The sequence below is a fragment of the Mesorhizobium sp. M7A.F.Ca.US.002.01.1.1 genome (assembly GCF_004022955.1).
Lineage (GTDB): Bacteria > Pseudomonadota > Alphaproteobacteria > Rhizobiales > Rhizobiaceae > Mesorhizobium > Mesorhizobium ciceri.
Genome location: NZ_RZQE01000276.1, coordinates 1 through 7,969 on the forward strand (window position 1 = coordinate 1; position 7,969 = coordinate 7,969).

At 64.4% G+C, this 7,969-nt stretch carries 6 protein-coding genes and 1 pseudogene; 2 read left to right on the forward strand and 5 right to left on the reverse strand.

The genetic code is table 11. The features are described 5' to 3' along the window. The 4 genes from EN932_RS23160 to EN932_RS23175 form a co-directional block, all read right to left on the reverse strand. Positions 1–1,299: ABC transporter permease (locus EN932_RS23160; protein ID WP_281061551.1), on the reverse strand; the 1,299-nt coding region annotated here is incomplete at its 3' end. Positions 1,300–1,381: 82 nt separating this feature from the next. Beyond that, a complete protein-coding gene (locus EN932_RS23165) occupies positions 1,382–2,410 on the reverse strand; it encodes a sugar ABC transporter substrate-binding protein (RefSeq protein WP_013530838.1) in 1,029 nt (342 codons plus the stop codon). Positions 2,411–2,476: 66 nt separating this feature from the next. Further along, complete coding sequence (locus EN932_RS23170) at positions 2,477–3,463, reverse strand: ABC transporter permease (protein WP_013530837.1); 987 nt, start codon at positions 3,461–3,463, stop codon at positions 2,477–2,479. A 240-nt stretch (positions 3,464–3,703) separates the two neighbouring features. Next, positions 3,704–5,167, reverse strand: a complete 1,464-nt coding sequence (locus EN932_RS23175; RefSeq protein ID WP_127369550.1) for a DHA2 family efflux MFS transporter permease subunit — start codon at positions 5,165–5,167, stop codon at positions 3,704–3,706. 121 nt (positions 5,168–5,288) lie between these two features. Between EN932_RS23175 and EN932_RS23180 the strand changes: the two genes are divergently transcribed. Both EN932_RS23180 and hutH read left to right on the forward strand, forming a co-directional pair. Continuing rightward, positions 5,289–6,290: an ornithine cyclodeaminase family protein gene (locus EN932_RS23180; RefSeq protein WP_027160708.1), complete on the forward strand. Its 1,002-nt coding sequence runs from the start codon at positions 5,289–5,291 to the stop codon at positions 6,288–6,290. Beyond that, positions 6,287–7,768, forward strand: a complete 1,482-nt coding sequence (gene hutH, locus EN932_RS23185) for a histidine ammonia-lyase (protein ID WP_127369029.1) — start codon at positions 6,287–6,289, stop codon at positions 7,766–7,768. The genes EN932_RS23180 and hutH overlap by 4 nt, the downstream gene beginning before the upstream one ends. A 9-nt stretch (positions 7,769–7,777) precedes the next feature. Here hutH and EN932_RS23190 read toward each other — a convergent pair. Next, positions 7,778–7,969, reverse strand: a pseudogene (locus tag EN932_RS23190) (formyltetrahydrofolate deformylase); the annotation flags it as partial.

Here is a 7,969-nt window from a genome sequence, read left to right on the forward strand (position 1 = left end):
GGCCAGCCCCAGCGGGAAACCGCCGATGTGGGCAAACACCTCCGACCTGACATAGTCCGGCGCGAAGAAGCGGACGATCTCGCCATGACGCGTGCCGCAATAGAGATTGTCGTCGCGGTCGAGGATGACGTCTTCCGGCCCCTCCAGCTCGCCAAGCCCGATATGCTCTGCGGCCGACAGCCTGTTGTCGAGTTCGTATGGCGTGCCCGAGCCGAGTGCGGCCGACTGTGTCTCGCCCATCTTGAGATAGACCGGCGCGACATAGACCTCATTCAGCACCTTGTGCCGGTTCTTCAGCCAGCGGATGTCGATGGTCACCGCCACCGCCAACATGATGCCGAGCACCATCTGGTTGGTGCCGGTGCCGTAGCCCAGCCGGATCAGCCCATTGGTCATGGTCAAGACGATGATGGCGCCCATCAGCCCCTTGATCACCGAGCCTCGGCCACCGCCGAGGCTGACGCCGCCGACCACCGCCGCCGTCAGCGCCATGATCTCGAGGTTGAGGCCGGTTCCCGGCCCTGCCCCGCTCAGCCGGCAAGCAATGAGGAAGCCGCCGATCGAGGCGCAGAAGCCGGAAAAGACATAAGTCATGAACACGGTGCGACGCACGCGGATGCCGGCATTATGCGCCGAGCGCCTCGAGCCGCCGACCGCCAGCACGTGCCAGCCGGGCCGCGAACGCGTCAGCGCGATATGGGTGACGATGGCCAGGATGATCGCCAGCCACACCGAGACGGACAGCCCCCAGAAGGTGCTGTCGCCGATGAAGTCGAGCACATCCGATGTCGCGGTCGAGAGCTGCACATCGGCGGCATAGGTGGTGACCAGGATGTCGAACAGCGCCCGGCCGAAGATGAAGGTCACCAGCGTGGTGAGGAAGGCGCGCAAGCGGAGATAACCGACGAGGTAGCCGTTGATGGCGCCGAAGATGAGGCCGGTGGCGAGCGATGCGGCCAGCGCCAGCCAGATCGACTGTTCGAGGATGAAGAAGACATAGACGGCGGAAAAGCACGACAGCGCGAAGATCGAGCCGACCGACAGATCGATGCCGCCACCCAGCATCACCACCGTCATGCCGGTGACGACCATCGAGAACTCGCCGAGCTGGCGGGTCGATTCCTGCAAAGCGGTCAGCTTGAAGAAGCCGGGAATGACCGAGCCGAAGGTCGCCAATGTCGCCACCAGCGCCAGGAACGGAATGGCGTTGTCGGTCCAGCGTTTGGTCAGTATCTCGCCGACGACATGGTCGGGCACGAGATTGTAGCGCCAGGACTGGAGGCGTTCGCGAAAGGACATCGGCTGCTGCTATTCCATGAGGGGACGAGGTGACCGGATCCTTCCGGTCACCTCGCTTGTACTTCAGTCGAAAAGGTGCGGCTTACTTTGCCGCCGCCGCTTGTGCCTGCAGCGCCTTCAGGTCCCAGCAGCTGTCGGGCTTGAGGTCGGCCTTGGTCGTCGCCTTCTCCAGCGTGTAGATGTAGGTGTGCGAGGTGCCGGCCGGCTGGCCGCTCTGCAGCAGGAACTTGATGATGGCGTTCATGTCGCCCGACTGGCGAGCAAGATCGGTCATCACCACAGCGCCATAGGTGCCGTCGACCAGCTTGTCGCAATCGGCCGCCTTCTCGCCGCCGCCGGTGGTGACCAGGAACACCTTGCCGTCGAGTTTGGCATCGCGGATCGCGGCGGACGCGCCGGTGGCGTCGCCATCCCAGAAATCGATGATCGAGCAGATATCCGGGTTCTGCTGCAGCATCGTCGTCGTCACGTTGCGCGAGGTCGTCGCATCCCAGTTGGAATCGGGCTTGGCCACCACCTTGAAGTCGGGATTCTTGTCCAGCACCTTCATGATGCCGGCATACTGATAGAGGCTGGAGGAGTTCGCCTGGTCACCCTGCACAAGGCCGATCTTCTTCGACGAGTTCGGGCCGCAGCCCTTGATCGCCGCTTCGGCCTCGAGCTGGCCAAGCCGGTCCCAATCACTGCCGATAAAGGCGTCGGCCGGGAAGTTGGCGGGATTGTCGACCAGGATGACATAGGTGCCGGCGGCCTGTGCCTTCTTCATCAGCTTGGAATAGGAGTTGAGGTCCGGCGCGTGGATGATCAGCACATCCGGCCTGGTGTCCGAGGAGATGGCGTCCGTGATCGCCTGCGCGCCGGCATCGACGACCCAGTTCGGGTCGCGCGTCTCGAACACGCCGCCCCAGGCCTCGACTTCGGTCTTCAGATAGTGCGCCCAGCCCTGCGCTAGGTCGAAGCCCATTGCCAGCGGCACCAGCATGACGCGCTTGCCCTTGAGCGCCTGCGCGTACGCAGCCGGCCCCGGATCGTCGGCGGCGAAGGTTGGCGCCACGAAGGCGGTGACAGCGAGCGCCGTGGCGGCGGCCATGAGTGTCTTGATCAGTTTCATGTCGGATCCTTTTGCTTTGGTCGTTGTTATCAGCGGCCGGCCCCAACCGTCCGCCGCAGTTCAGGTCTAAATGTCGCCCTGCTGGGCGGTCTGCTCGTCACGTGGATTGATGATGCCGTCGACGATGATGGCGCCGAGCAGGATCGCTGCCTTGATCAGGTTCTGGTAGAGCAGCGGAATGTCGATGATGGTCATGGCGTTGAGCAGGATGCCGATCAGTGCCGCACCGACCAGCACGTTGCGCACCCCGCCGCGCCCGCCGGACAGGCCGATGCCGCCGATAACCGCCACCAGCACGATATCGTAGAGCAGCGTCGAATTGACGACGCGGGTATTGATCGAATGCAGGCTGGCCGCCGTCAGCAGGCCGGCGACCAGTGCGACGAAGGCGGAAAGCACATAGCGCAGCACCAGCATCGGCCGCACCGGCATGCCGATGTTGCGGGCGGCCACCGGATTATCGCCGGCGAAATAGATATAGCGGCCCCATTTGGTGTAGCGCAGGAACAGGAAGAACAGGAAGGCCAGCCCTGCGAAGACGAAAACCTCGATGGGAATGTCGAGGAAGCGCAGGCCACCGAGCAACTCGACCCAATGGCCCTGCGGCACCGGCACGGCATCCTGCGTGATCAGTTGCGAGCGTACATAGCCGAAGACGAAGGAGCCTGTCGCCAGCGTCACGAAGATCGCCGGCACGTCGGCATAGGCGACGAGAAAACCATTGAGCAGGCCGATGGCCAGCACACCGGCCAGCACATAGGCGAAGGCAAGCCCGTCCGGCGTCCCCGAATTCAGCAGTTGCAGGTACCAGGCGACCGACATCGCCATGATCGCGACGGCAGAGAGGTCGATGCCGCGGCCGATGATGACCACGGCCATGCCGAGCGCAAGGATGCCCAGCACCGACACGGAGCGGACGATGGCGACGAGATTGTTGGGGTCGATGAAACCTGGCAGGCCTATAGCCGCTGCAACGAACAGCACCACGGCGATGGCAAAGACAATGCCTTCCTGGTTCAGGCTCCTGAAATTTGGCCAGCCGATGGTGTTCATGTCTGCGTTTGCCCCGATGGCAGCGCTGCCATCCCTGGGAAAGAACGCTAATCGGCCCAACGCCGGTTCGTCAAATGAATCCGCGCCCGGAACCCAGGCCGGCTGCGATATTTATCGAGTGGACGCATCGATTGCCGAAGCTGGCGCAATGCGCGGAAAACTCTGCGCTTTTGGCAATTGGTTGCGCCATTGCGGCCGCACGCGAAAGCGCTGCACCAAGGCAAAGGGACAGGACGGAATTTATCTCCGCATCAGGCGGAAAAATCGATCTGAATTTCCCGGCGAGTGCCCGGAAACCTCAGCGCCCGCACCTGGCGGGAGCACGAGAAAACGCAACGCCGCCACCAGCCCGATGGCGCCGATCACCAGAAAGGCTACTCGAAAATCCACAAGATCGAGAGCGGGGCGATCCCTGACGATCTGCGACAGATTAAGGATCGCCGCCGCCACCGCGACGCCAAACAGCATCGCCACCTGCTGCAGCATCGAGGACAGCGTCGCCGCCGAGCTTCGTTGCGACGCATCGATGTCGGCGAAGGCCAGCGTGTTAAGGGCGGTGAACTGCATCGAGCGCGACAGGCCGGCAATCAGCATCAGCGCCACCACCAGCGCTTGCGGCGTCTGCGGCGAGATCGCTCCGCAAGCCATGATCGAGGCCGAGGCGATGATGCCGTTGACGACCATCACCGAGCGGAAACCGAAACGGCGCAGCGTCGGCGTGGTCACCGTCTTCATGCCGAGATTGCCAAGGAAATAGGCCAGGATCATCAAGCCGGCATCGACAGGCGAAAGGCCGAAGCCAACCTGGAACAGCAGCGGCAGCAGGAACGGCGTGGCGTTGATCGCCACCCGGAAAATGGTGCCGGCGGCAAGCGTCGAGATGGCGAAGGTCAGCACCTTGAACGAGGAGAGATCGAGCAGCGGATGCGGCGCGCGCCTGAGATGGCGCACCGCCAGCCAGCCGAGGACGATGCCGGCTACGATCAGCAGCGCTGTCGGCAGCACGCCGTCCTCGGGATGCGCGATACGCTCGAGACCGTAGAGCAGCAAGGCAAGTCCCGCCGATGTCAGGAAAAAACCGGGCCAGTCGAGCGGCTTGGGGTCGGCCTCGCGGTCGCCTGGGATGAAACGGGCGACCAGCGCCAGCCCGACCGCGCCGAGCGGGATGTTGATGAAGAAATTCCAATGCCAGGACAGATAGGTGGTGATGAAGCCGCCGAGCACCGGCCCGACCACCGGCGCAAACAGTGCTGGCCAGGTGATCAGCGCCGTGGCGTTGAGCAGTTCGGATTTCGACGCATTGCGCAGGACGAGAATGCGCCCAACCGGCGTCATCAGCGCGCTGCCGAGCCCTTGCACGACACGTGCGGCGACGAACTGGGTCAGGGTTTGCGAGAGGCCGCAGGCGAGCGAAGCCAGGGTGAACAGGACGATCGCCAGCAGGAAGATGTTGCGCGCCCCGAACCGGTCGGCGAGCCAGCCCGACAGCGGCACGAACACCGCCATGGTCAGCATGTAAACGGTGATGCCGATGCTCATCGCCACCGGCGACACGCCGAAGGAGGCGCCCATCTGCGGCAGCGATGTCGAGATGATCGTCGAATCCAGCAACTGCATGAAAAAGGCGATGGCGACGATCAACGCCACGCGCCGCGCATGGGTGGCCGTTTCGGACAAGGTTGCGATCTCGGGAATGGCAGTCATGACGGAACCGGTTTGAACAGCATCTCCCCGGCGACGTCCAGAGACGTCGCAACAAACTTTCGTGTGCCGCCATGGCCTGCTATGGAATGGATGGGGCCGTCAAGGAGAGTATACGCGTAACATGAAGCCCATCTACATCGACTACCTCAATGCCCTCGACATCGATGCCCTTGCCATGACCGATGGCGAAATCATCGCCGCCGTCGAGGCTGGCCTGGTGGCGCAAGGCAAGGGCCAGACGGTGATCGAACCGCGCGTCCATCTCGAGCCGGACCCGTCCTTCCACGGCCATTTCAACGTGTTGCGCGGCTACGTCGCGCCGCTCGACACGGCCGGCGTCAAGATCGTCGGCGACTATGTCGACAATTACCTGCATGGCCTGCCTTCCGAATTCGGCATCCTCAACCTGTTCGACCCGCGCACCGGCGCGCCGCGCGCCATCCTCGACGCCACCGTCATCACCGACATGCGAACCGGCGCCGTCACCGCCATCGGCGCCAGGCATCTGGCGCGCAGGAATTCCAAGGTGCTGGCCCATATCGGCGCGCGCGGCACCGCCTACTGGAATGTGCGCCTGCTCGACCATCTCTTCGACTTCGACGAGATTCGCGTCCATTCGCGCCGCCCGGAAAGCCGCGACGGTTTTGCCGCCGAACTCTCAGCCGATCTCGGCAAGACGGTCACAGCGGTGGCCGACTGGAAAAGCTGCATCGAGGGCGCCGACATCGTCGTCGAGGCCTCGCGGCTGCCGGAGCCGCAGCCGTTGCTGAAGACCGAATGGATCAAGCCCGGCGCGCTGGTCGTGCCCTATGGCACGATGAGCGCGGTGGAACTGTCGTTGACCGACATCATGCAGAAAATGGTCGTCGACGATTGGGGCCAGTGCAAGGGCGGCAAGTTCGGCTCGCTACGCGCCCATGTCGAGACCGGGCGGCTGAGCGAGAAGACGCTGCATGCCGAACTCGGCCAGATCGCCGCCGGCCTGAAAGTCGGGCGCGAAAGCGACGACGAAACGATCCTGTTCTGGCATCGTGGCCTGTCGCTGTCTGATATCGCGTTGGGCAAGGCGATGCTGGCCAAGGCGCAGGCGCAAGGCATCGGCCAGAGACTGCGCTTCGCATGAGCGCGCTCGTCCTCACCGGAACCGGCGTCGGCGTCGGCGATGTCGCTGCGGTCGCCCGCGATGGGCGCAAGGTGGAGATCGGACCCGATGTCATCGGCAGGCTGGAGAAGGCACGAAGAGTGCTCGACCAGGCTGCAGCGTCCGGCCAGCAGATCTATGGCTTGAACACCGGGCTCGGCGCCAATCTCGGCACTGCTGTAGAGGGCGATGCCGGAGCCTTCCAGCGCCAGTTGCTGGAGGGACGCAGCGGCGCCGTCGGCGAAGGATTGCCGGTCGATGCCGTGCGGGCAAGCATGGCCGCGCGTGCAGCGATGCTGTCGGTTGGCGGATCCGGCCTTTCGTCTTCCGTCTTCGTTGCTTTGCTCGACGCGCTCAATGCCGGCGTCCATCCCGTCATGCCCTCGCTCGGTTCGATCGGAGCCGGCGACCTGGTGCTGATGACGGCACTCGCCCGCATGCTCACCGGCGAAGGCGAAGCCGACTATCAGGGCCGTCGCATACCGGCGGCCAAGGCGCTGATGATGGCGCGCCTCGCCCCGATCAGCCTGGCGCCCAAGGACGGGCTATCGCTGATCAACGCATCGGCGGTTTCCGCCGGCAGCGGCGCACTTGCGGTGACGGATGCCCTCACTGCCCTGGCCCAGCAACAGCATGCCGGGGCTTTGACCATGGAAGGTTTTGGTGCCAACCGCACCATCCTCGACCCGCGCCTGCATATGGCGCGCCCGGCAGCCGGCCAGCAGGAAGCAGCCAAGGTGCTGCACAATCTGCTCGTCCGAGACGACGCGCCGGCACCGACCACCTTGCAGGACCCGCTGTCGATCCGCTGCATGCCGTCGGTCCATGGCGCACTGATCGAGGCGATCGGCCAGGCGAGACAGGCTGTCGAGATCGAGCTCAACGCCGCCGCCGACAACCCGCTGGTGCTGGGCGATGATGAACTGGTACTGTCGACCGGCAATTTCCACACCGCCGCACTGGCGCTCGCCTTTGAGACGCTCGGCCTGGCGATCGCCCAATGTGCCGCGGCCAGTGCCGCGCGCTTCATCCAGCTCACCGGTTCGGGCCGCAATGGCCTACCGAAATATCTGTCGCCGGTCGGCGGCGCCTCCGCCGGCTTCGTACCGCTACAGAAGACAGTGACCTCGATCCTGGCCGCCATCCGCCACAAGGCCAATCCGGTGATGCTCGACTTTCTGGCCGTGTCGGAGGGCGTCGAGGATCACGCCACGCAGACACCTCTGGCGGTTGCGAAATGCGCAGGGATGATCGCGCTGTGGCGGCGGCTGATCGCCTTCGAATTGATGGCCGCCGCGCAGGCCGTCGACCTGCGCGACGGCTTCACGCTGGCGCCGCGCACCGCCGCAATTCACACGGCAATCCGCGCTCTCGTCCCCATGCTGAAAGAGGACCGGCCGCTCGGTATCGACGCCGAAGCGCTCTACGCCGCGCTCGCCGGCGCCAGTTGGCCGGCCTGACGCGGCTTCTCAGAAGACGATGGTCTTGTGGCCGTTGAGCATGACGCGGGCTTCGAGATGCAGCTTGACGGCGCGCGCCAGTACCCGGCTTTCGATGTCGCGCCCGACAGCGACGAAATCCTCGGCGCTCATCGCATGGGTGACGCGTTCGGTCTCCTGATCGATGATCGGGCCCTCGTCGAGGTCGGAAGTGACGTAATG